Genomic DNA, 22,458 nt, shown 5'->3' with positions numbered 1-22,458 from the left:
CCTAAGGAATAATAATGAATTTAACCAAAATCGCCTTTAAGTATCGTAAAAGTGTTTTTTTACTGCTTGGTGTTATGTTAGTTAATGGTGTGTTTGCCTACTTCACCTTGCCTGCGCAAGAAGATCCCACTATCACCATACGTGAAGCTATTATCAGTACCTCTTTCCCCGGTATGTCTCCTGACAGAATTGAACAACTTATCACCAAAAAACTGGAAGAAGAGCTACGAAAAATCCCTGAAGTTGAGGAAATTAAATCAACCTCCACCATAGGTTTATCCATTATTCATGTCAAAGTTTATGACCGTTATTTTAACCTTGACGATATATGGCAAAACGTACGTAATAAAACCACGGCAGCCTATCAAAGAATGCCCTCAGGAACACATATTCCTCATGTTAATGATGAATTTGGTGATGTCTCGGTGATCACTCTAGCCTTAACCGCCGACGGTTTTGGCATGGGTGAAATGTATGATATTGCCCAACATATACGTGATAGTTTATACGGCGTGCCAGGCACCAAAAAAATTGAAATTCTTGGCCGCCAAGAAGAGCGAATTTTCCTAGAAGTGTCTAATGCCAAGTTAGCACAACTGGGCATCTCGCCCAAGGCGTTAATAATGGAGCTGAAAAATCAAAATATTATTAGCTCAGGCGGGCAAATAGACACGGGATCCATCAGTTTTATCGTAGAGCCTTCCGGTAACTTTGATAGCATAGTAGATATTGGCAATACCTATATCAACATCCCTAATAGCGAGAATTTTATCGCGCTAAAAGATATTGTCACCCTGCGCAGAGACTATATTGATCCGCCTGATAAACTTGCCTACTTTAATGGCCAACCGGCAATATTTTTTGCGATTTCAAAGTTACCCGAATTTAACTTATTAGAATTTGCCCCGCGAATGATGAAAAAATCGGATGAAGTAGCCAGCACCTTACCGGTAGGATATACCATCAATGTTGCCACTTACCAAGCCAAGCAGGTAGAGAAAACCATTAGAGGTGTATCGGTTAATGTATTGCAAACACTGGCGATTGTATTGGTGGTGGTTATTTTATTTTTAGGACTGCGAGTAGGACTTATTGTTGGCGCTATTGTGCCCTTTGTTATGCTTACTACACTCACCATAATGCAATTTGCCGATATGAAATTAGAGCGTATGAGCTTAGCGACTTTAATTATTTCCTTAGGTTTATTGGTAGACAACGGCATTGTTATCGCAGAAGATTTTAAGCGTCGTATCGAAAAAGGCATTGCCCGTTATGATGCTATGTTACAAGGCAGTCAAGAATTAGCAATTCCCCTACTGAGTTCATCTATCACCACTATTTTATTTTTCTTACCCCTAATGCTGGCTGAGCATGTTGCTGGTGAATATACCCGCTCTATTTCTTTGGTGATCTTAATTACCTTATTAACCAGCTGGATATTAGCCTTATGTGTCACGCCATTATTATGTTATTTTTTCATTAAACCGCCAAAAAAATCTGATGGTAAGGCTTTACTGGCCAACAATAAAGATGCTAGTGCCGGAAAGTTTTATCGCTATTACGAAATGTTTTTACATTGGTTATTAAGACATAAAGCACTGTTTATCAGCGCTATGCTGATGTTATTTGTTATTTCTATAATAGCCATGGGCTCGGTTTCAAAGCAGTTTTTCCCCGACTCTGATCGTACACAAATTATTATCAATATCGACTTACCTAATGGCACGTCTTCAAAAGAAACTAACCGCCAGATGAAAGAGATATTCTCATGGTTAGATAACAAAACACGTTTTGCCTTTATCGACAGCTACTCTGGTTATGTTGGTTTTAGTGGTCCACGTTTCGTGATGTCATTAGCGCCGGAAGACCCTGCGCAAAATAAAGGTTTTATTGTACTCAATGTAAAAGATGAAACCGATATTTCCGCTAAGGTTCTCATGTTAGGCCGTGATATAGAGCATGACTTCCCTAATGTATCGGCTCGGGTAAGTAAGATGTTTTTAGGGCCATCAGATTCCAATACCATTAAGATTCAGGTAAAGGGCCCAGACAAAAATGTCATCTATAGAAAAGCCCAACAGATCATGGATGTACTCCATGACACACCAAACACCATAGATATCAGAACCGACTGGGAAAACCTGATTGTTAAAATTGATGTGAAAATAGATCAACACAGAGCAAAACGATCCGGACTCACTTCATCTGAAATAGCGCAAGCACTGGAAACCTATTTTTCCGGTACACAAATCACTGAGTACCGTGAAGGTGATGAAATTATTCCCGTGATCCTCAGAGCCGAGCAAGCTGAACGAGAAAACTTAGACCGGTTAAGGACCCTCACCATCTATTCTGAAAAAACAGGAAAAAGTATACCGTTATTTCAAGTGGCTGAACTGGCGCCCAATAATCAATTTTCTATTATTCAACATGAAGATTTATTTAGAACCGTGAGTATTCAAGCTCGAAATACAGAGATGGCAGCAGAAGACTTAAAATCGCTAATCGATGCTAGAATTCAAGCGCTAAAACTCGACTTACCGGTTAACCATATTATTGAATATGATGGGGTAATTAAAGACTCTCGAGAGGCTCAAAAGGCCTTAGGGGCAAGTATGCCGATAGTATTAGGACTTGTTTTGATGTTACTAGTGGCACAATTTAATTCTTTTAGACAAGCAGCAGTGATCACCCTTACCATTCCATTAGCGTTTATTGGTGCAGTATTAGGCTTATTTCTGATGCAGGCACCCTTTGGCTTTATGGTTACCCTAGGGCTGTACAGCCTAGCCGGTATCATTATTAATAACGCCATAGTATTGATTGATAGAATTCAAATAGAAACCGCGGCAGGTAAGTCTGACTATCAGGCTGTGGTTGATGCCTGTTTAACTAGATTACGCCCCATAGCAATGACCACTATCACTACTGTTATGGGGTTATTGCCGTTAATTATCGGTAAAGATCCCTTGTTTTACGGTATGGCAAATGTGATTGCGTTTGGCTTAGGCATAGGTACCATTTTAACCTTAGCGGTAGTACCAGCACTGTATTGTGGCTTTTATAAAATTAAGGCGACTCAGCCAATTTCAGCCTAAATCGCCTTGCTTGCTAAGGAATTAGCAAGCAAGAGACTATACCAACAAAAAAGCCACTTTCTTTGACCAGGAATACCTGACAAAAAAAGTGGCTTTTTAATGAAGTCGTTCGCTATCTAAAACTTACCTTTTAGCAGGCTTTTTCAACATTGTAAGCTGTTTTGGGAAGAGCGTTTTTCTATTGACATAAACTAAGGTCATAGCTAAAACAAATAACCAGATACTAATGGGTGTAAGTAGTTGCGTCTTCTTTACTTGACTGAGCTGAGCTGCAACTTGACCATTTACCGCAGAGTTGATTTCTGCGCCACTATTCATCACTTTACCTAGGGAAACTAATTCCCCGGCACGAGTAGGTTGCTCTTGGACAGCCTTAGCAACATTGAGGCTAGCATTATCAATTTTGCTAACATTGCCATCTATAACAATGTCTCCGCCAACGGCCATACGGCTTAGAGTGTCAGCATCTGCTAGGGTAACGCCGATTTTTTCGGCTAATGTTGGCACGGTTACAAGTACGGCAACAATAAATGCACTTCCAGATAAAAATTTACTACTCATGCTAGCCCTTTTATTTGATAGCTACTTTCTATGATTGTATGTTTGTATCTGTCGCTACATGGCAACAGCTATAGTTTGCGCAGATTATATACTAATCAAGTAGCGGCCGACATCAATGTGAGCAAAGTCGTATATAACTAAAACGCATAAGACAACCAATTAGTAACATTATATTTATAAATTATCCGAGCTTAGTTGCTTTTATTACTCATTAATTAACTAGGCCAGTACTTACTCCTTTAAGTTTAACGCTATGACACCACAGATAAAACCTAGCGGGTTGAATACTTCCCTACCCTAGCTCATAGGGATACTCAATTAAGATAAATTTTGTTAAACTGCAAAAAATATTTTCCGCTGTTTAAATTTTCAATAACTTAATATATAGAAGGTTCAATGACTGATACCACACCTGTAGTTTTTCCTCGCGCTGGCTTTAGACGTCGCTTCGGCTCATGGGTCTATGACTTTCTTATCGCTTTTGCTGTTTATATGGCGGCTGGAGCCTTGAGTTTTTTATTAATGTTTATTGGGCATTACTTTGGCTTATTTGATATGCAAGGCCAACAACATTTTTCCGATACCATAGCCAATACGGCTTGGTTAAAGTGGCCTAATGAATTATGGAAAATGGCTTGGGTCAGTTTTTTCTTTGTCTATTTCTGGAGTAAGAGTGGCCAAACATTAGGGATGAGAGCATGGCGTTTACGCGTACAAAACCTTGATGGTTCACTATTAAGTATAAACACCGGCATTAAACGACTAGTACCAACGTTATTCGGTTTAGGTACTATTTTGGTTGCTTTTGATAGAAAAAACAAACTCAGCTTACAAGATAGATTAACTAACACAGAAGTTGTGGTGTTATCGCTAGAAGCTAATCGAGGTCGTTTATAACCGCTTAGCGGGGCCTTTCCTTTAATCTAACATAGCCTAAGGTAGTTATCTTTATCGACATTTTCGCTATTAACCCTAATTAATTAACCGGTTAATGGCGAAAAATTAAGCGCTGAGCTGTTAGCTGGGTTTCTTACTGATAAAGTACCAAGCAGCGCTAATGAAGAGCAAACTCGGCATCGTTGCCCCCAGTATTGGCGGAAGTTGATAGACCAAACTCATCGAGCCCAAAACTTCATTACTAATAAAAAATAGAATGCCGGTAAAGACCCCCATCATAATGCGCGCCCCCATAGAAACTTCACGTAAGGGTCCAAAAATAAAAGATAGTGCCACGAGTAGCATTACCGCTACCGTCAATGGTTGCATTAGTTTTCGCCAAAAAGCGAGTTCATAGCGGCTAGTGTCTTGTTCATTAGCCTCTAAATAATCTAAATAATCAATCAAACCTCGTAAAGAAAGTGACTCGGGAGTAACGGTCACCACCCCTAGCTTTTTCGGTGTTAACGACGATTTCCAAACTTTTTGACTGTAGTTCTTAGTAATAATTTCATCTTCAAGTAACAAAAACTCCTCAACATCCGAGAGCAGCCAAGCATCATTTTGATAAATGGCACTTTTAGCCGCAATCCAACTATCAATTCTTAATTGATCATTAAAGCCATATATTTGAATGTTTTTTAATCGACCTTTATCCTGTACTTCACCTATATTGACAAAGTAATCACCGTCTTTTGCCCAGACACCATTTTTAGCTGATATTAAACTACCGCCAGAAATAGCTTGTGCGCGAATTTCACGCGCTTTAGCTTCTCCACTGGGCGCTAACCACTCCCCAATAGCCATACTAACAATAATCAATAAAATAGCGGTTTTCATTACTGACTTAATAATATCTAACTTTGATAAACCTGCTGCTTGCATCACCACCAATTCACTATTACTGGCTAACATGCCTATGCCAATTAAGCCGCCAATAAGCGCTGACATAGGGAAAAACACTTCCACATCACGTGGTACCATGTAAAGTACGTATAGGGCGGCGTGGGCTAAATCGTAATCACCACGCCCGATAGCACGCATTTGTTCGACAAATTTAATGATGCCACTGACGCTAATAAATACGGCTAAGGTAGTAAAAGTAGTAGAAGCTATGATGCGTCCAATATATAAATCAAGAATACGCATTAATTACCCTTACCTTGTTCAACAAATTTAATGATGCCACTAACGCTAATAAATACGGCTAAGGTAGTAAAAGTATTAGCAGCACTATTATGAGTAAAACGTCCAATATATAAAGCAAGAATACGCATTAATTACCCTTACCTTGTTCGACAAATTTAATGATGCCACTAACGCTAATAAATACGGCTAAGGGAGTAAAAGTAGTAGCAGCGCTATTATGAGTAAAACGTCCAATATATAAATCAAGAATACGCATTAATTACCCTTACCTTCACCGATTTTACTTCTAGCTTTACGTTTAAAACTGGGTAATTTTGCTTTGATAATTCGCCCACTACTACGGTCCTTCATTAACAGCATTATACCGATAAATAAGGCACTAATATGTACTGGCCATAAACCGATAACACTAGGGATAGCATTTTTTTCTATGGCTGAGCGCATTGACGTTAACAATAATAAATATCCTAAAAACAACATTAAGGCGGGTAGCAATTTACCAAATTTACCCTGTCTAGGGTTGACCACACTTAACGGTACGGCAATAAAAATGAGAATAATACAAATTAAAGGAAAAGATATTCGCCATTGAATAGTAGCGCGGTAGGCTGACTCTAACTCTGGGTTATCATTGTTATACAACTCCAGCGTGGTTAGCGCACTTAACTTACGATGTTGACGTTCAACTTCTTGATCTTTAATCTGAATATAGTATTTGTCGAAGGCCACTGACTGAAATTCACCGCTATCAACATCTCGGTGATAACGAATACCATCACCTAGTACTAGCTGTTGAGAGCCAGATTCATCTTCAAAAACTCGTCCTGTTTTAGCATACACCAAACTTGAATTGATAATACTGGCGCCAATATTCTCACCCTTGGGTAACTGGGCGACAAAAACTTTATGAAAGCTATTAGTCTCCCGGTCTTTATCATGAATAAATACCACGGCATCTTGATTACCCGTTTGCTGAAAACGTCCTGAAACTAGAGCACTTAAGCCAGAGTCGGCGGTAAGTTTTTCTTTTACTTGATATTGATATTCAGAGGCCAGGGGCGCAAGGTATAAAGTAAAAATACCGGTAACAATGGCGGTAATAACTGCCAGTACTAACGTCACTCGAACGACATACCACTCGCTGACACCACAGGCGTGTAACACTGTCATTTCACTGTCCGCATAAATCCGGCCATAAGCAAGTAACACCCCTAGGAATAAACTTAGTGGCAGAATAAAACCGGCAAGGTCGGGGATTTTCAAAACGATAAAAGTCATTACTAGTTGCCCTGGTATACTGCCTTCTGATGCATCACCGAGCACACGGACAAATTTTTGACTGATAAAAATAGTCATTAACACAAAAAATACTGCTAATTGTGTTTTGGCGACTTCTTTTAATAAATAACGAAAAATGATCACAAAAAGATCCCGTAAAAACTTAGTTTTTTTCTGACATATTGGCAAATATTGAGTAAACTTGTCGTTTTCATAAGTAAACTATATAGTCAGTGAGTAACTAATATTGATGAGTGCTACTATAATTATAGCCCTTAGCGATATCAATTGAATAGACAAGAGTGCTATTTTTTACTTATTTTAGCAAGTTAAGCTAAATAATTACCCTATAAAATTGTAAAAGGAAAAGTCATGGAGTTCAGTGTAAAAAGCGGCAGTCCCGAAAAACAACGTAGCGCTTGTATTGTTGTTGGTGTTTTTGAGCCACGCAGACTTAGCGGTACCGCAGAGCAGCTTGATGAAATAAGTGAAGGCTACATTAGCAACCTTTTACGTAAGGGTGATTTAGAAGGTAAAGCAGGACAGATGTTATTATTACATCATGTGCCTAATATCTTAAGTGAACGGGTATTATTAGTCGGCTGTGGTAAGGAACGCGAGCTTGATGAACGTCAATATCGTCAAATAATTACCAAAACAATTAATACCTTAAATGAAACAGGTTCTATGGAAGCGGTATGTTTCCTATCCGAGTTACATGTTAAAGGCCGTGATATTTACTGGAAAGTACGTCAAGCAGTAGAAGCGGCACAAGATGCCTTATACAGCTTTGATAGTTTAAAAACTCGCATTGCCGAGCCACGTCGTCCTTTACGTAAAATTGTTTTTAATGTACCAACTCGCCGTGAACTGCCTATTGGTGAGCGTGCCGTTACCCATGCATTAGCCATTGCTGAAGGTATTACTACCTGTAAAAATGTTGCTAACATGCCGCCAAATATTTGTAATCCAGCTTATCTTGCTGAGCAAGCGAAGATTCTTGATACTGATTATGACAAGATAACCACCACCATTGTTGACGAAAAAGAAATGGAAGAACTTGGTATGGGCTCATACCTTGCCGTTGGTCGTGGTTCGTTTAATGAATCATTGATGAGTATTATTAAATATGATGGCGCAAATGATGACTCGAAGCCATTAGTTTTAATCGGTAAAGGTTTAACCTTTGACAGTGGCGGTATTTCATTAAAACCAGGCCTTGGCATGGATGAAATGAAATATGATATGGGTGGGGCTGCCAGTGTATTGGGTGCTATGCATGCATTAGCCGAGCTTAACCTACCAATCAATGTTATCGGCATTTTAGCCGGCTGTGAAAACATGCCAAGCAGTAACGCTTACCGACCTGGTGATATATTAACCACTATGTCGGGTCAAACAGTTGAAGTATTGAATACCGACGCCGAAGGCCGCTTAGTATTATGTGACGCGCTGACCTATGTTGAGCGTTTTGATCCCGATGCGGTAATTGATGTGGCCACGTTAACCGGTGCTTGTGTTGTTGCACTTGGTGCACACGCCACTGCCTTATTCACTAGTCATAACCCGCTTGCCCATGAGCTTTTAAATGCTTCAGAGCAAAGTGGCGACCGAGCATGGCGCATGCCGTTATGGGATGATTATCAAGATCAACTTGATAGCCCATTTGCTGACTTTACCAATCTAGGTGGCAAAGAGGCTGGCGCCATTACCGCCGCTTGTTTCTTATCAAAATTCACTAAAAAATATAACTGGGCACATCTAGATATTGCTGGCACCGCATGGCGCAGTGGTAAAAACAAAGGTGCAACAGGTCGCCCAGTAAGCATGTTAACGCAATTTTTGCTTAACCGTGCCGGTCAAGAACAAGGCGAGTAATTGTAGGAGGTAATTTATTCCCGATTTTACGCTCATACACAAGTATGAGCTTAATCGCGGTTAAAGCCACTACTACAAATTAACTTAGGCTAATGACATGCAAACCCAAGTAATGTTTTATCTACTTAAAGATGAGGTAACAGACGACTCGGACCAAGAGTCTCGTTCTGCGCCCTATCATGCCTGTTTGCAAGCCAGCTATTTTTATCGGCAAAAGCAGCGGGTCTATATCTATACACAAGACCAGCAACATGCTGAACAAATTGATGAAATGCTGTGGGCATTTGATAGCGACAGTTTTGTACCGCATAACCTCGTTGGTGAAGGTCCAAAACAAGGCGCAGCTGTTGAAATAGGTTTTCAAGCACCGCAAGGGCGTCGCTCTGTGCTTATTAACTTGACCAATACTGTGCCTAACTTTGCTAATCAATTTCAATTTATCGTTGATTTTGTGCCTAGCGATGAAACACTTAAGCAACAAGCGAGAGAACGCTTTAAAACTTGCCGACAATGGGGTTTTCAAGTAGATAACCAAGCGGTAACCGTGCCAGCCAATGTCTCAAGCGAAGCCACTAAGTAGCGGCTATCTTGCACAAAGATAAACACCAAGAAAAACACGAAAGCTAAAAAAACACCTTAAACAATGAATTTTACTTTGCTGCAATTTTGCCTTGTTGAGCTTAACTGATAAGCTTTTACGGATAAAGAGTACGACAGCAAAACAACGAACAACACTTAAACCTATTAGCGGAAACTATGATGGAAAAAACCTTTAACCCGACCGACATTGAACAGTCCCTTTATACTAGCTGGGAAGAGCAAGGTTACTTTAGCCCTACCGGTGAAGGTGACAGTTACAGCATTGCGATTCCGCCACCCAATGTGACGGGTAGCTTACATATGGGTCATGCTTTTCAGCAAACCATCATGGATACCCTTATTCGCTACCAACGTATGCAAGGTAAAAACACCTTATGGCAAACAGGTTGCGACCATGCCGGTATAGCGACACAAATGGTAGTTGAACGTAAAATTGCCGCCGAAGAAGGCAAAACTCGCCATGATTATGGTCGTGAAGGTTTTATCGATAAAATTTGGCAGTGGAAAGAAGAATCGGGTGGCACCATAAGTAAACAAATGCGTCGCTTAGGAAACTCCATTGATTGGAGCCGTGAACGTTTTACCATGGACGAGGGTATGTCGGAAGCGGTACAAGAAGTATTTGTGCGTTTATTCGAAGATGATTTAATTTATCGTGGTAAACGTTTAGTTAACTGGGATCCTAAATTACATACCGCTATTTCAGATTTAGAAGTAGAAAACAAAGATAAAAAGGGTCACATGTGGCACTTACGTTATCCTTTAGCTGATGGCGAAAAAACTGCCGAAGGCCTTGATTACTTAGTAGTTGCCACTACCCGTCCAGAAACCATGTTAGGTGATACTGGCGTTGCTGTTAACCCTAAAGATCCACGTTATAAAGATCTTATTGGTAAAAAAATATTGTTGCCTTTAGTGAATCGCTTAATTCCCATTGTTGGTGATGACCATGCCGATATGGACAAGGGCACAGGTTGTGTGAAAATCACTCCCGCTCATGACTTTAACGATAATGAAGTCGGCAAACGTCATGCGCTACCACAAATCAATATTCTAGATAAAAATGCCGCTATTTTAGCCAACGCTGAAGTATATGATACCAAAGGCGAAATTTCTGATGTTTACAGCACTGAATTACCCAGCGAATTTGCCGGTATGGACCGCTTTGTTGCCCGTAAAGCCATTGTTGCTAAATTTGATGAACTCGGTTTATTGGTTGAAGTTAAAGATCATGATTTAGTTGCCCCTTACGGCGATCGCTCTGGTGTTATTATTGAGCCATTATTAACAGACCAATGGTATGTGCGTGTAGAAAAGCTAGCAGGTCCTGCCATTGATGCCGTGAAAGATGGTCAAATTGAATTTGTACCAAAACAATACGAAAACATGTATTTCGCGTGGATGAACAACATTCAAGATTGGTGTATTTCACGCCAACTGTGGTGGGGACATCGAATCCCAGCTTGGTATGACGAAAACGGTAAAGTGTATGTTGGTCGTACTGAAGCAGAAGTACGTGCTAATAACCCCATTAGCGACGACATGAAACTACGCCAAGATGAGGATGTACTTGATACTTGGTTCTCATCTGCACTGTGGACCTTCTCAACCCTAGGTTGGCCAAAAGAGACTGAAGACTTAAAAACTTTCCACCCAACCGATGTGTTAGTAACCGGTTTTGACATTATTTTCTTCTGGGTTGCCCGTATGATCATGATGACCATGCACTTTAACAAAGATGAAAACGGTAAAGCGCAAATTCCATTTAAAAAAATCTATATGACCGGCCTTATTCGCGATGAAAATGGCGATAAGATGAGTAAATCTAAAGGCAATGTGGTTGATCCTTTGGATATGATTGATGGCATATCCCTTGAAGACCTATTGAAAAAACGTACCGGCAATATGATGCAGCCTAAACTGGCCGCTAAAATTGAAAAACTAACGAAGAAAGAATATCCAAACGGTATTGAAGCACACGGTACTGATGCCTTACGTTTCACTTTAACCTCAGTTGCCACCACTGGCCGTGACATTAGCTGGGATATGAAGCGCCTTGAAGGTTACCGTAACTTTACCAATAAATTATGGAATGCTAGTCGTTATGTCTTAATGAATACTGAAGAGTTTGATTGCGGCCAAGCTTCAGCGAATGAAGCTGCCGGTGCAATGGAATTATCACTGGCTGATCGTTGGATCATCGGCCAATTTGAGCAAACGGTTAAAACTGTTCATGAAGCCTTTGACTCATTCCGCTTTGACTTAGCTTCACAAGCGCTTTACGAATTCACTTGGAATCAATTTTGTGACTGGTATTTAGAGTTAACCAAGCCGGTATTATTCAAAGGTAATGAAGCACAGCAACGTGGTACTCGTCATACCTTAGTCAATATATTGGAAAGCTTATTACGCTTAATGCACCCCATTATGCCCTTTATCACGGAAACTATTTGGCAGCGTGTGCAGCCATTAAGCGACTTTGCCAAGGTTGGTGATTCTATTATGATTCAAGCATTCCCTCAGTTTGATGAGAGTAAGTGCGATCAACAAGCTATTGATGACTTAGAGTGGGTAAAACAATTTATTGTTGCCATTCGAAATATCCGTGGCGAAATGGATATATCACCCAGTAAAGCATTACCGGTATTACTTAAAAACGTTAGCGAAGAGGATCAACGTCGTTTAAGCAGCAACGAGCAATTTTTATTAACACTCGCCAAACTTGACAGTATTACTCTATTAGCTGACAACGAACAAGGTCCTGCGTCAGCATCCGCGGTTGTCGGTGAGCTAACGGTACTTATACCAATGGCAGGTTTAATCGATAAAGAAGCTGAGCTAGCTCGTTTAGATAAAGCCATGGATAAGCTTGAAAAAGATGCGGCAAGAACCCGTGGTAAGCTTAGTAATGAGAACTTTGTTGGTAAAGCACCCGCAGCCGTTATTGAAAAAGAAAAAACGAAATTGGCCGAAGCTGAATCGGCTCTTGCCAAAATGCTTGAACAAAAAGAGAAAATAGCCGCACTCTAATTTATAACAGTGCTCAAGTTTAAAAAAGTGACAACTGGTCTAACGAGTTGTCACTTTTTTATTTCCCCCCTGCTAATGTCTTTTATCACTGTATTTCCGCTAGCTTTGATAGCGACACTCATTTAAAACTAAGAAATGTTGAACTAATCCAATTTTTTATAAAGCATATTAAAAATAACTATGCTAGACTACTTTTGCGTTGAGTTCTTGCGTTGCAGATGAAGGTTTATACTGACTTTTGTTGTAGGTTTTCTATCTGATGCACTTAAGTGTACTGATATACTTGAATATTCTACACAGACGGATTTAAACAATGCAAACTATTGTTTGAAACAATGATTGTGTCGAATATTGGTTTGTTTCCTTCCTCTTCCTGTACTTTTTGGTAGAGGGCATTTACTCGGGTAAAAACGGTTTCTAGCCATTTTGGCGTAGAGCCACATTATTATTTTATGACTACGGGAAAATGTTAGTATGTCTGATACAGTTACTGGTAAAGTTAAATTTTTCAACGAAACTAAAGGTTTCGGTTTTATAGAGCAAGAAAATGGTCCTGACGTGTTTGTTCACTTCAGCGCTATCTCTGGAGACGGTTTCCGTACTCTAGCTGACGGTCAAGCAGTTACTTTTACTGTTAAACAAGGTCAAAAAGGCCCTGAAGCAGAAAACGTACTAGCTGTATAAGTTTAACTTATAAGCTAATCTAAAAAAACGAAGCATGAGTTTAACTCATCCTTCGTTTTTTTGTGTCTGTCACTTTATTTCTGCCTTCCCTCTCTACTTATACCAATCGGACTAATTAGCTGATCGCTTAGCGAGAATTAAAAGGCATAGAGGCAGAGAATAGCTCCGGCATTCTCTTAGACGCTACATCCGTGTAGCGTCCTTGTCCAAAATCAATAACGTCGCATGTAATCCTTTTAAACTCGCCCTTCTGGAACTCGTTAGCAAACTGATCACTGCGTTTTTATTAGCATAGCTTTGCTTGGCAATTTCAGTGGCTAGGCTCTCATTGATCGGTGAAAGTTGCTAACCATCTTTAGCAGAGATGGTCACTTTTTCTTTATTAAGGCTAAAACGGTACACCGCTTGCTTTAACATCAAACCAAGTTCGATATTTTTGGCCTGAGCATGCTCTGCCAATAACTGCTGAAAGCTATATTGAACTTGCTCTGGCTTTAAGCTTTGTTTTTTTACTGCAACGAATGAATCACTATGAATATAATCAATATCCATTAACACCATATAAGTCCCAGAAGCAGACCAATAAATAACATTAACCATTTATGGTATTTTCGACTATTTCTATGTAATTACACCTAAAAGCAGCGCCTAAATTTCGCTTAAAGCTTGCACTAACATAGCATTAATTTGTTCAATAATAGCTTGATTTGTTTTACCATCAAAATCACTTATACGCGGGGTATGGATATGGCCGGTGGGAATAGTTGAGTCCAGCTTATTACGCAGCACAATACTACGATAAGAAATTTCATTAGAAAGGTAGCCACCACCGCCGCCTTGCACTGACACTTTATCGCTAAGTTCGCTTAAGCTATTGGCGTTAATATCTTTCGCTTTACCTGATTCAAGTATTGTTACACCACGATTATCATTAATTTTATACTCGCCTTTAGCTTTCATCATGGCTTGATAAGGCAGACTAAACAAGACAAATTCATCACCCCTTAGTGGCATTTTAAGCAAGCTTGGTACTAAGGGATTAGTTTTATTAGCGCCCGTATAAACATTGACATTATCAGGTGCGGTTGCGCTGCGTCTTAGCCCTGGAAAGTGCTCTAAATCAAAATCACTACGCCCCATTGAGATGGTAGTAATCAGGTCAACACTGTTAAGAGCATAAAAAGGCGCGAGTAGACTTTCAATTTCTCCTTGATCAAAATCACCATAACGCACCGATACCATGGCGGTATTAATTTCTGCGGTGATTGTTTGTTTAACCCCAGCTATTATGCCCTGATATTCGATAACGGTGCCATCAAGTAACAAAGCGGCTAAACCCGATGGATTAGACTGTTGAATATTTCTATCAAGAAAAAAAGGATCGAAGCCGGTTAATAAAATGCGCTTATCCGTAGCCTTGCTATAAGCTAAATCACTACGGCCACGAGAAGCCTTTTCAAATACGGCTAATAAGCTCTTCAGCTCGGCTTGAGTAAAATTATTTTCCGTAGATTTAATAAAAGAAATAATTGATAACCTGGTCCAGTATAAAGGCCTGTCATCTACTAGCTTGCCACGTTGAGCTTGAACCTTGCTGTATTGCCAAAGCTCATCACCAAGTTGGTTCATCAAGCGTTGACCAACAGTAAAAAGGGTAACCTGTGACCAGTTGCCCTTAAAATCAGTCCAGTCAAAAAAACCTTTTAACATAGGCATTGCTTGCTGCGCTTGTTCTACACGCTGCTCTTCAATGGTTAAGGCAATTTTATTGCTACTATCTGAATGATCATCAACAGATGCTAGCGCTACTGCACTTAGACTAGCGGTCGATAGTGAAAATAAAAACACGGTCAAAAGTCTCATAAGACTCCTCTTTTTATGGCAAAGCTATGATGGTAAAGCCATGATGGTAAAAAAATATTAAGCCTATATTGTAAGTGCTACAAAGGCTAGCGGATAAAACTTTCTCGATTGTAGCTATATAAACGACCTATATGAAATTAAAAATATAAAATTTTATTTGATTTTATATTAAGTTTGAACTTTAATTTTAATTACAGCTAACCAGTAGATATGTATATTTAACCACCAAATCTGAACTAAAAACACACCAACCAACAAATTAATTACATTTTATTAACGAATGTAATTAATTTGCAGTCTGTGTAAATTATCTACACAACAAACATAGTTTTTCTCTATTATTAACGATCTTGGAGCTAGAGCTATTTACCTCATAAGGATATCCTGTGAACTTTAATAAACGCCTACACTTGCTTCTGCTCTTGGCGCTTGCTCAGATAGCTCTGGTCCAATAACTGAAACGGTTGTTATACCTGAACCTGTAATAATTGAAACCACCCTTAATGGTAGAGCCATTAAGGGTGTCTTAACCAATGCTATTGTAACAGTGTACAAATTTGTTGATGGTAGCCCCATAGCCTTATCAGAGACAGAAATTAAAGAGGCTAATATAAGCACTAACGGGAAGGTAACTATACCTTTACCGTATTAGATTATGATGGTCCAATTAAAATCGAATTATCTCCAAGTACTGATCCTGACAACCCAACCACGATGACTTGTGATGCTCCTGCAGGCTGTGGTGATACAGCTTTAGGCAAGGAAATTACTTTAACGGCTGTTGATGCTGACTTCAAATTAGCTGCTATTTCTATAGTTGATAGTAACAGTGATGGCGAAGTTAAAGTTAATATTTCCGCTTTAACCCATCTAGTCTCAGTATTAATCGAAGCAAGCGATGACGGTGTTACTGCTGATACAGTAACCGAGAAATCAGCACTAATTGCCAGCACCTTTGGTATTGACGGAGATATAACTCAATTAGAACCAACAATCACCAATGATGCTAACGAAGTAGCTGCAAAAGACAATGCGACAGAGTTAAGGTATGGTTTAATCGATGCTGGCATCATGTCAGCATTATTCGCTGGAGAAACTGATGACTCAGGCGTGTTATCAAGTAAGCTTGCTGAAGTTGCTGCTGATCTAATCGCACATAATGGTGCTTTCTTAGTTATCCAAGACGAAGATGATAGTTTTGAATTAGCCTTGTCGGAAGTGCTTACCAGCACAGCTCAGCTAAGAGAGCTTTACAGTGATAAAAAATTTTTAAAACGTGGAAATAATGATAGCTGGGACATCGATGGTTATGGCGTAACAGTTGATTTTTTTCCATTGGCAAGTCAATAATGACCTAGCATTTACCCTTGATATAAAAGATTTATATTCACAATTTAACATGAAAAAATTAGGCTATCGTGAAGGCACGGTGGATACCGATGGCACTTTTATTAATAGTTTAGGCGGCAAGTCTTACTTACCTTTATATAGAGGAGTCGCAGGCTCTAAAGATTATCAATTCGATCTGCCAGAAAATACTAACTTATTTGCCCATTATCAAGCAGAGCATATATCGACTGAATCTATTGCTAGCCGCTATATTGTTCGTTATAAACGCCAAGGAGAGGTTAACTTTTATTATGCTGGTGTTGAACTCGAATTTGCAGCGAGTTCACTGATGTTAATGCTAGATTTAGAACATTTATCACCCGAGCTACGATACAGTAACAACTGGCTTGATATTGTACTTGCAACAGATGAACTTGACTTAGATAAAGCTATGCAGTTTACCTTAGGCCTTGGTGTTAATTACACCTTTTAGCGTGATTTTTTTCGAGTAGCTGTTTATAGTAAAACAAAAAAACGCTACCGAAGTAGCGTTTGATTTATCAATAGTCTAGGTAACTGAAGAAGCCGTCATTCCGTGTTTTTTTGATACCGAATCTTGTTCATCATAGCTGAATTCAGCCTTGTGAATAACTACAGCAACGAATAAAACACCGAAAACATTTACTCTGCAATATACTCAACGACTTCTAAGCCAAAGCCTGACAGTGAGTGGTACTTGGTTTGTGAACTTAATAAGCGCATTTTACTTACACCTAAGTTAGCCAGTATTTGTGAACCAACACCAACGTTACGTGAGCCAACATGACGGTTAATTTCTTTTACCACTTCACCAGCATCAATTTGGGCATATTTTTCAACTAAGTTAATTAACTCAGTTGGTGATTCATGTTTACCTAGTAAGACCAGTACACCACCTTCTTTAGCGATTTTTTCCAAAGCGCTTGCCATTGGCCAAGTAGCCACACTTTCACGCTGGCTAAAGAGTAAGTCACGGAAAGTATTTTCTAAATGCACACGTACAAGTGTCGGCTCATCTGCCTTAATTTCACCCTTGGTTAAAGCAAAATGTGCTTGACCGTCGATGGTGTCTTTAAATACGGTTAAATCAAATTCACCAAAAGCCGTCGGTAATTTACACTGCGAGATACGCTCGATAGTCGTTTCAGTGGCATTTCTAAATTCAATTAAATCAGCTATAGTGCCCATTTTAATATCATGTTTTTGTGCGATAATTTCCAAATCAGGACGACGTGCCATGGTGCCATCTTCATTTAAAATTTCGACAATAACAGCAGCAGGTTCAAAACCCGCCATGCGAGCTAGATCAACACCCGCTTCAGTATGACCGGCACGATTTAATACGCCGCCATCTTTTGCAATTAAGGGAAAAATATGACCTGGTTGTACGATATCAAGATGTGTCGAGCCTTTAATGGCCGCAGCAAGTACCGTCGTGGCGCGATCAGCGGCTGAGATACCCGTAGTTACCCCCGTTGCGGCTTCAATTGACACGGTAAAGTTGGTGCTAAATTGTGCATCATTTTTATCTACCATCAAGGGTATTTTTAATGCTTCACATTTTTCACGGCTCATTGGCATACAAATTAAACCACGCCCATGGGTTGCCATAAAGTTAATCGCTGCAGAGGTCACTTGTTCCGCGGCCATAATGAAGTCACCTTCATTTTCCCTATCTTCATCATCCATTAATATAACCATTTTACCTAGGGCGATGTCTGCGATGATTTCTTGTGGGGTATTTAATTTCATTTCGGCCTCTTTGATGGCTAGCTATATTGTTAGCGCCATTTTACTGTGCGTATTTGTTATATTTTAGTGAGTTCATCAATTATATGCACTCATCATTTCTTTGTTTAGCTTAAGTTGTTCACTTTAATTAGTTGCTTAGCTTTATTTTAAATCGTGGCTATTTAATAAAGCCCGCTTTTAATAACATAGCTTCACTAACATTTGACCGTGGCGCTTGTTCATTTTGCTCACTTTTAGTGAGTAAGCGTTCTAGGTAACGGGCAATTAAATCCACTTCAATGTTCACCTTAGTACCCACTTGATAGTCCCCAAAGATGGTTTCTTTTACTGTGTGCGGCACTATGGTCAGTCGAAACTTCCCTGGTGAGCAATCCTCAGCCAACGCATTTACCGTTAAGCTAGTACCATCAATAGTTACTGAACCTTTTTCAGCAATATAATGTGCTAAATCATCTGGCATGCTTAACCAATATTCAATACTGTTGCCATTGTTATTAATCGCTAATATTTCACTAACACCATCCACATGTCCCGAAACCATATGGCCGCCAAAACGTGTGCTTGCTAACATAGCTTTTTCTAAGTTTACTTTACTACCCACTTGATAGTTGACAAAACCAGTGCGCTGTAGGGTTTCATTAGAAACATCGGCGCTATAACTCCCCTTTCCTTTGCTGTTATTAACCTCAACCACAGTAAGACAAATACCATTAGTTGCGATGGAGTCACCCAGTTTAACATCACTCATATCCAAATCATGGGTAGCGATAACTAAACGAGCACCTTGGGCATTAACATTGATGGTTTTTATAACACCAATCGCTTCGATAATTCCTGTAAACATAGACTTCTCTATTTAATTTTTTGTTTGTTTATTTATTAGGTGTTAGTTAGTTGGCTAGTGATGCGAATATCGCCACCGACCAGTCGAATATCACTAATGGTTAATGCTTTAGCTTGGCTTAGTCTGGTTATGCCAGGCATAACCACTAAGTTTTTACCATCACCGCCCATTAATTTAGGCGCTTGATAAAGAATAAGTTCATTAACTAAATCTTGCTCAATAAAGGCACCACTTAACTGTGCGCCTGACTCAATTAAAATATCATTGAGTCCTCGCTTTGCTAGTAGTGTTAACAAAGCGGGTAAATCTATTTTAAATTTTCCCTGTGCGTTTTTCACCACAGGTAATTGCACTTGTTCTACGAAATGAGGCCATTTTGGTAAGTTTTCAAGATTTGTTGCCAATTTATTTTCAATTTCTGCATGAATAATTAAAATTGGCGAGTCATGTTCGAATAAAGCAAGATCCGGCGTTAGCCTATTTTGACTGTCGATAACAACACGTAATGGTTGTCTCAGCATTTCTTTTGCATAGCTATTTTTTAATTCACCTAACTCAGACCAACGTACCGTCATTTTAGCGTTATCAAAAATGATGGAATCGGCACCGCTAATAATAGCGCAACTCTGCGCCCTTAAACGTTGCACATCTTGGCGAGCGGCACTTGACGTTATCCATTGACTTTCGCCACTGGCCATGGCGGTTTTGCCATCAAGACTTGCCGCTAATTTACAGCGTACATAAGGACGCTTATTTTCCATCAGATAAATAAAGCCAACATTCAGCGCTCTTGCACTTTGTGCTAACAAACCTGATTGTGTCTTGATACCGGCTTTTTCTAACATGGCTAAACCATTGCCCGAGACCCGTGGGTCAGGATCAACCATGGCAGCAATAACTCGCCCGACACCGGCATCAATTAAGGCTTGTGCGCATGGCGGCGTGCGACCAAAGTGACTGCATGGCTCCAAGGTTACATAAGCTGTAGCACCCTTAATTAAGTCGGCATTATTTATTTTAGCCTCAGCTAAAGCGTGAACTTCGGCATGGCCCTGCCCTGCTTTTTGATGATAACCTGCGCCAATAACTGTGCCTTTGCCTGCTTGATAACTCACTAATACACAGCCAACTCTAGGGTTGGGCGAGGTAGTAAAGTGACCTTTTTTAGCTAACGCTAGTGCCTGAGACATGTAAAGGTGATCTTGCACAGTAAAAGGACTATCAGCCACACTAGCATTCATATTATTTAACCACTTTAACTTGTTTAGTTTTTTGTGTCTTGCCGTTTTTTTCTTTACCTAAGCGTGTTATTTCATCGGCAAATTCACTGATATCCTCAAAAGATAAATACACCGAGGCAAAACGTAAATAAGCAACTTTATCTAATTCTTTAAGCTGTGCCATGATTAAATCACCCAACATTTCACTGCTAATTTCTCGTTCACCGGTAGCACGCATTTGCGATTTTAACTTATTAATCGCCAGCTCTATTTTCTCCGTGCTTACCGGACGTTTTTCTAACGCGCGACTTAAACCACTGCGCATCTTATCTTCATTAAAAGGCTCTCTGCTGCCATCACGTTTAATTATGCGTGGCATAACTAACTCTGCATTTTCAAAAGTGGTATACCGTTCATGACAGGCTAAGCATTCTCGGCGACGGCGTACTTGATGGCCGCCAGAAACTAAGCGTGAATCAATAACTTTAGTGTCAACAGCTGAACAAAATGGACAATACATAGGTTACCTACAGAAGTTTACGGACAAAAAAATGGCCGCTCAAGGCGACCATTTTAATATAAAAAAAACTATTAAGCTAAATAAACTGCCTAGCCGATAAAATACTTCGGCAATGACGGTAGTTTGTTATTAACTTAGTTATCCCGAGTAGCTATTTTTGGTAAACAGGGAAACGACCACATAACTCTTTAACTTGACCCTGAACACGGGTGATAACGTCTTCATTATTGATATCATCAAGAATGTCACAAATCCAAGTCGTTAACGCTTTAGTTTCAGTGAGACCAAAACCACGACGTGTAATCGCTGGCGTACCTAAACGTAAACCCGAAGTAACAAACGGAGAACGAGTATCGTTTGGTACCGAGTTTTTGTTTACTGTGATGTGTGCTTTACCTAAAGCAGCATCAGCATCTTTACCGGTAATATCTTTTTCGATTAAATCAAGTAACAATAAGTGATTTTCAGTACTGTTAGAAACCACTTTGTAACCACGTTCTTGTAATACCGCTACCATAGCTTTAGCATTATCTAAAACAGCTTGTTGATACACTTTAAACTCTGGTAATAATGCTTCTTTAAACGCTACGGCTTTCGCAGCAATGATGTGCATTAATGGGCCACCTTGGCCACCAGGGAATACCGCACTGTTTAATTTTTTATAAATAGCTTCATCATCACAAGCAGAAACAATTAAACCGCCACGTGGGCCCGCTAAGGTTTTATGGGTAGTAGTCGTAACAACATGGGCATGTGGAACAGGGTTAGGGTAAAGACCTGCCGCCACTAGGCCGGCAACATGAGCCATATCAACGAAGAAGATAGCATCCACTTTATCAGCGATTTTACGCATACGCGCCCAATCAACAATGCCAGAGAAAGCAGAGAAACCACCAATGATCATTTCTGGTTTATGTTTTTCAGCTAAACGCTCTAATTCTTCGTAATCGATATCACCCGTTTCTGGGTGAAGACCATATTGGAAAGCTTCATATGACTTACCCGAGAAGTTTACGTGTGAACCATGAGTTAAGTGACCACCATGAGCCAAGCTCATACCTAATATTTTTCCGCCTGGGGTAACTAAAGCTTGAAAAACAGCCGCGTTGGCTTGTGAACCCGCGTGAGGTTGCACGTTAGCATAAGTAGCGCCAAATAATTCTTTTGCGCGGTCAATGGCTAATTGCTCAACAACATCAACATACTCACAACCACCGTAATAACGTTTACCCGGGTAGCCTTCAGCGTATTTATTAGTAAGTTGCGAACCCTGAGCTTCTAGTACACGTGGGCTACAGTAGTTTTCAGAAGCGATTAATTCAATGTGATCTTCTTGACGAGTAACTTCGTTATCCATAGCTTGATAAAGCTCTGGATCAAAATCAGCAATATTCATATCACGAGTAAACATGTTTTATTCCTTAAGTATTTCAGCCCAAGGCTGCAAACTATGCCCTAATAACTTTTTAATAAGTTGATTAGAACACACAAAAATTAGTGGCAGTATTTTGCCTGATTTTTGCCTCTATGTACACGGCAAAACGCCCTTACTTTAGTCCATTTTACGCTGTTTTATAGCGTGAAATGTTAAGTTATAGCACTTAAAAGCGCAATAAAAGTTTTCACCAAGGCAAGCAAATAAACTATAACCAATAAAAAACCAAGTTACAACGAATA

20 protein-coding genes are annotated in these 22,458 nt (G+C 39.8%); 8 read left to right on the top strand and 12 right to left on the bottom strand.

Features of this window, described 5'->3' with window-relative positions; translation table 11 throughout:
• Positions 1-14: 14 nt before the first annotated feature.
• Entirely contained in the window at positions 15-3,098 is a 3,084-nt protein-coding gene (locus ASU03_RS02435; protein WP_057830308.1) for an efflux RND transporter permease subunit, read from the top strand.
• A 123-nt stretch (positions 3,099-3,221) separates the two neighbouring features.
• Here ASU03_RS02435 and ASU03_RS02430 read toward each other — a convergent pair whose 3' ends face one another.
• Positions 3,222-3,659 carry a hypothetical protein gene (locus tag ASU03_RS02430; RefSeq protein WP_057830307.1) on the bottom strand — a complete coding sequence of 146 codons (438 nt, stop codon included), beginning with the start codon at positions 3,657-3,659 and terminating at the stop codon, positions 3,222-3,224.
• Positions 3,660-4,055: 396 nt separating this feature from the next.
• Here ASU03_RS02430 and ASU03_RS02425 point away from each other — a divergent pair, with 396 nt between their 5' ends.
• A complete protein-coding gene (locus tag ASU03_RS02425; RefSeq protein ID WP_057830306.1) occupies positions 4,056-4,556 on the top strand; it encodes an RDD family protein in 501 nt (166 codons plus the stop codon).
• 120 nt (positions 4,557-4,676) lie between these two features.
• Here ASU03_RS02425 and lptG read toward each other — a convergent pair whose 3' ends face one another.
• The 4 genes from lptG to lptF are packed head-to-tail and all read right to left on the bottom strand — an operon-like array spanning position 4,677 to position 7,166.
• A complete protein-coding gene (gene lptG / locus ASU03_RS02420; RefSeq protein ID WP_057830305.1) occupies positions 4,677-5,744 on the bottom strand; it encodes an LPS export ABC transporter permease LptG in 1,068 nt (355 codons plus the stop codon).
• On the bottom strand, positions 5,744-5,872 hold the full coding sequence (locus ASU03_RS21720) for a hypothetical protein (protein WP_269432986.1): 129 nt from the start codon (positions 5,870-5,872) through the stop codon (positions 5,744-5,746). Before ASU03_RS21720 ends, lptG begins: the two co-directional genes overlap by 1 nt.
• A complete protein-coding gene (locus ASU03_RS21715; RefSeq protein WP_269432985.1) occupies positions 5,872-6,000 on the bottom strand; it encodes a hypothetical protein in 129 nt (42 codons plus the stop codon). Before ASU03_RS21715 ends, ASU03_RS21720 begins: the two co-directional genes overlap by 1 nt.
• Entirely contained in the window at positions 6,000-7,166 is a 1,167-nt protein-coding gene (lptF, locus tag ASU03_RS02415; protein WP_057830304.1) for an LPS export ABC transporter permease LptF, read from the bottom strand. The genes ASU03_RS21715 and lptF overlap by 1 nt, the downstream gene beginning before the upstream one ends.
• Before the next feature lie 228 nt (positions 7,167-7,394).
• On the opposite strand from lptF, the gene pepA reads away from it, so the two are divergent.
• From pepA to ASU03_RS02395, 4 genes are all read left to right on the top strand, one after another.
• Positions 7,395-8,900: a leucyl aminopeptidase gene (pepA, locus tag ASU03_RS02410; RefSeq protein ID WP_057830303.1), complete on the top strand. Its 1,506-nt coding sequence runs from the start codon at positions 7,395-7,397 to the stop codon at positions 8,898-8,900.
• A 97-nt stretch (positions 8,901-8,997) separates the two neighbouring features.
• Entirely contained in the window at positions 8,998-9,480 is a 483-nt protein-coding gene (locus ASU03_RS02405; RefSeq protein ID WP_057830302.1) for a DNA polymerase III subunit chi, read from the top strand.
• A gap of 179 nt (positions 9,481-9,659) precedes the next feature.
• Entirely contained in the window at positions 9,660-12,530 is a 2,871-nt protein-coding gene (locus tag ASU03_RS02400) for a valine--tRNA ligase (RefSeq protein ID WP_057830301.1), read from the top strand.
• A 474-nt stretch (positions 12,531-13,004) separates the two neighbouring features.
• A complete protein-coding gene (locus ASU03_RS02395; protein WP_011041587.1) occupies positions 13,005-13,214 on the top strand; it encodes a cold-shock protein in 210 nt (69 codons plus the stop codon).
• A gap of 345 nt (positions 13,215-13,559) precedes the next feature.
• Here ASU03_RS02395 and ASU03_RS02390 read toward each other — a convergent pair whose 3' ends face one another.
• Together ASU03_RS02390 and ASU03_RS02385 are read right to left on the bottom strand one after the other, a co-directional pair.
• Positions 13,560-13,814 (bottom strand): hypothetical protein, encoded by a 255-nt coding sequence (locus tag ASU03_RS02390; RefSeq protein ID WP_057830300.1) that lies wholly within the window; start codon positions 13,812-13,814, stop codon positions 13,560-13,562.
• Positions 13,815-13,862: 48 nt separating this feature from the next.
• Positions 13,863-15,077 carry a hypothetical protein gene (locus tag ASU03_RS02385; RefSeq protein ID WP_057830299.1) on the bottom strand — a complete coding sequence of 405 codons (1,215 nt, stop codon included), beginning with the start codon at positions 15,075-15,077 and terminating at the stop codon, positions 13,863-13,865.
• Positions 15,078-15,791: 714 nt separating this feature from the next.
• On the opposite strand from ASU03_RS02385, the gene ASU03_RS02380 reads away from it, so the two are divergent.
• Both ASU03_RS02380 and ASU03_RS02375 read left to right on the top strand, forming a co-directional pair.
• Positions 15,792-16,427, top strand: coding sequence for a hypothetical protein (locus ASU03_RS02380; protein WP_057830298.1), 636 nt, complete (start codon positions 15,792-15,794; stop codon positions 16,425-16,427).
• The gene (locus ASU03_RS02375; protein ID WP_057830297.1) at positions 16,399-16,899 is read left to right on the top strand and encodes a hypothetical protein; all 501 of its coding nucleotides are present in this window, start codon (positions 16,399-16,401) and stop codon (positions 16,897-16,899) included. The genes ASU03_RS02380 and ASU03_RS02375 overlap by 29 nt, the downstream gene beginning before the upstream one ends.
• A gap of 188 nt (positions 16,900-17,087) precedes the next feature.
• On the opposite strand, the gene ribB is transcribed toward ASU03_RS02375, so the two are convergent.
• The 5 genes from ribB to glyA form a co-directional block, all read right to left on the bottom strand.
• The gene (gene ribB, locus ASU03_RS02370) at positions 17,088-18,197 is read right to left on the bottom strand and encodes a 3,4-dihydroxy-2-butanone-4-phosphate synthase (RefSeq protein ID WP_057830296.1); all 1,110 of its coding nucleotides are present in this window, start codon (positions 18,195-18,197) and stop codon (positions 17,088-17,090) included.
• A gap of 157 nt (positions 18,198-18,354) precedes the next feature.
• Positions 18,355-19,041, bottom strand: coding sequence for a riboflavin synthase (locus ASU03_RS02365; RefSeq protein WP_057830295.1), 687 nt, complete (start codon positions 19,039-19,041; stop codon positions 18,355-18,357).
• 35 nt (positions 19,042-19,076) lie between these two features.
• Positions 19,077-20,282 (bottom strand): bifunctional diaminohydroxyphosphoribosylaminopyrimidine deaminase/5-amino-6-(5-phosphoribosylamino)uracil reductase RibD, encoded by a 1,206-nt coding sequence (ribD, locus tag ASU03_RS02360; RefSeq protein WP_057830294.1) that lies wholly within the window; start codon positions 20,280-20,282, stop codon positions 19,077-19,079.
• 1 nt (position 20,283) lies between these two features.
• Entirely contained in the window at positions 20,284-20,781 is a 498-nt protein-coding gene (gene nrdR, locus ASU03_RS02355) for a transcriptional regulator NrdR (RefSeq protein ID WP_057830293.1), read from the bottom strand.
• A gap of 151 nt (positions 20,782-20,932) precedes the next feature.
• The gene (glyA, locus tag ASU03_RS02350; protein WP_057830292.1) at positions 20,933-22,192 is read right to left on the bottom strand and encodes a serine hydroxymethyltransferase; all 1,260 of its coding nucleotides are present in this window, start codon (positions 22,190-22,192) and stop codon (positions 20,933-20,935) included.
• Positions 22,193-22,458 lie beyond the last annotated feature (266 nt).

The sequence above is a fragment of the Colwellia sp. TT2012 genome, assembly GCF_001440345.1.
Lineage (GTDB): Bacteria > Pseudomonadota > Gammaproteobacteria > Enterobacterales > Alteromonadaceae > Colwellia.
Note: the sequence above shows the minus strand (reverse complement) of the source record. Positions and strands in the feature narration are given on the sequence as shown.

Excerpts from the sequence above, each read along its gene's own strand:
- ASU03_RS02435 (WP_057830308.1), top strand. The coding sequence starts at position 15 with ATGAATTTAACCAAAATCGCCTTTAAGTATCGTAAAAGTGTTTTTTTA.
- ASU03_RS02430 (WP_057830307.1), bottom strand. The coding sequence starts at position 3,659 with ATGAGTAGTAAATTTTTATCTGGAAGTGCATTTATTGTTGCCGTACTT.
- ASU03_RS02425 (WP_057830306.1), top strand. The coding sequence starts at position 4,056 with ATGACTGATACCACACCTGTAGTTTTTCCTCGCGCTGGCTTTAGACGT.
- lptG (WP_057830305.1), bottom strand. The coding sequence starts at position 5,744 with ATGCGTATTCTTGATTTATATATTGGACGCATCATAGCTTCTACTACT.
- ASU03_RS21720 (WP_269432986.1), bottom strand. The coding sequence starts at position 5,872 with ATGCGTATTCTTGCTTTATATATTGGACGTTTTACTCATAATAGTGCT.
- ASU03_RS21715 (WP_269432985.1), bottom strand. The coding sequence starts at position 6,000 with ATGCGTATTCTTGATTTATATATTGGACGTTTTACTCATAATAGCGCT.
- pepA (WP_057830303.1), top strand. The coding sequence starts at position 7,395 with ATGGAGTTCAGTGTAAAAAGCGGCAGTCCCGAAAAACAACGTAGCGCT.
- ASU03_RS02405 (WP_057830302.1), top strand. The coding sequence starts at position 8,998 with ATGCAAACCCAAGTAATGTTTTATCTACTTAAAGATGAGGTAACAGAC.
- ASU03_RS02400 (WP_057830301.1), top strand. The coding sequence starts at position 9,660 with ATGGAAAAAACCTTTAACCCGACCGACATTGAACAGTCCCTTTATACT.
- ASU03_RS02395 (WP_011041587.1), top strand. The coding sequence starts at position 13,005 with ATGTCTGATACAGTTACTGGTAAAGTTAAATTTTTCAACGAAACTAAA.
- ASU03_RS02390 (WP_057830300.1), bottom strand. The coding sequence starts at position 13,814 with ATGGTTAATGTTATTTATTGGTCTGCTTCTGGGACTTATATGGTGTTA.
- ASU03_RS02385 (WP_057830299.1), bottom strand. The coding sequence starts at position 15,077 with ATGAGACTTTTGACCGTGTTTTTATTTTCACTATCGACCGCTAGTCTA.
- ASU03_RS02380 (WP_057830298.1), top strand. The coding sequence starts at position 15,792 with ATGACTTGTGATGCTCCTGCAGGCTGTGGTGATACAGCTTTAGGCAAG.
- ribB (WP_057830296.1), bottom strand. The coding sequence starts at position 18,197 with ATGAAATTAAATACCCCACAAGAAATCATCGCAGACATCGCCCTAGGT.
- ASU03_RS02365 (WP_057830295.1), bottom strand. The coding sequence starts at position 19,041 with ATGTTTACAGGAATTATCGAAGCGATTGGTGTTATAAAAACCATCAAT.
- ribD (WP_057830294.1), bottom strand. The coding sequence starts at position 20,282 with ATGAATGCTAGTGTGGCTGATAGTCCTTTTACTGTGCAAGATCACCTT.
- nrdR (WP_057830293.1), bottom strand. The coding sequence starts at position 20,781 with ATGTATTGTCCATTTTGTTCAGCTGTTGACACTAAAGTTATTGATTCA.
- glyA (WP_057830292.1), bottom strand. The coding sequence starts at position 22,192 with ATGTTTACTCGTGATATGAATATTGCTGATTTTGATCCAGAGCTTTAT.